General features: G+C 55.9%; 1 protein-coding gene. It reads right to left on the bottom strand.

Going from position 1 to position 519, the window contains the following annotated elements; translation table 11 throughout:
* Nucleotides 1-84: 84 nt before the first annotated feature.
* A partial coding sequence (gene rdgC / locus J5224_RS35150; RefSeq protein ID WP_264629404.1) for a recombination-associated protein RdgC occupies nt 85-519 on the bottom strand: 435 nt, incomplete at its 5' end.

The raw sequence follows: 519 nt of genomic DNA, 5'->3' as shown, positions 1-519 counted from the left end.
CACCGGGCGCAGTACATAAAGCGCGATGGAAAAGCAGCGGACCGGAATCTCATGTCGCATAACGCACTCTCTTCCCTGTTTGGTTTAGCGCTGCGCTTCGCCACCCAGTGCTTCCACCAGATTGGTGGTTAACGCGGAAAGCTCGCTGGTCATCAGAATAAAATCGGCATCAAAGCGCTGAGCCACATCGTCCCTGTCGATATCGTCGTTCTGCTCGCGCAGCGTGTCGGCGAACTTCAGGCGTTTCAGCGTACCATCCTCAGCCAGTATCAGTTGGATGCGTTCCTGCCAGTCGAGGGCCAGTTTGGTGACCACTTTGCCTTTTTCGATATGCACGGCGATTTCATCACTCACCAGATCTTGCTTCTTACAGCGGATCACCCCGCCGTCTTCCAGAATCGCTTTCAATTCGGCTTCGTCTTGCAAGGTGAAACCCGCAGGCACATCGCCAGAACGCACCCATTCGGTCAGCGTCAGCTCGATAGGATTTTCCAGCGCCAGGGGCACGACCGGCAGCGA

Source organism: Candidatus Symbiopectobacterium sp. NZEC135 (assembly GCF_025962695.1).
This window is presented reverse-complemented; position numbering and strand designations above follow the sequence as displayed.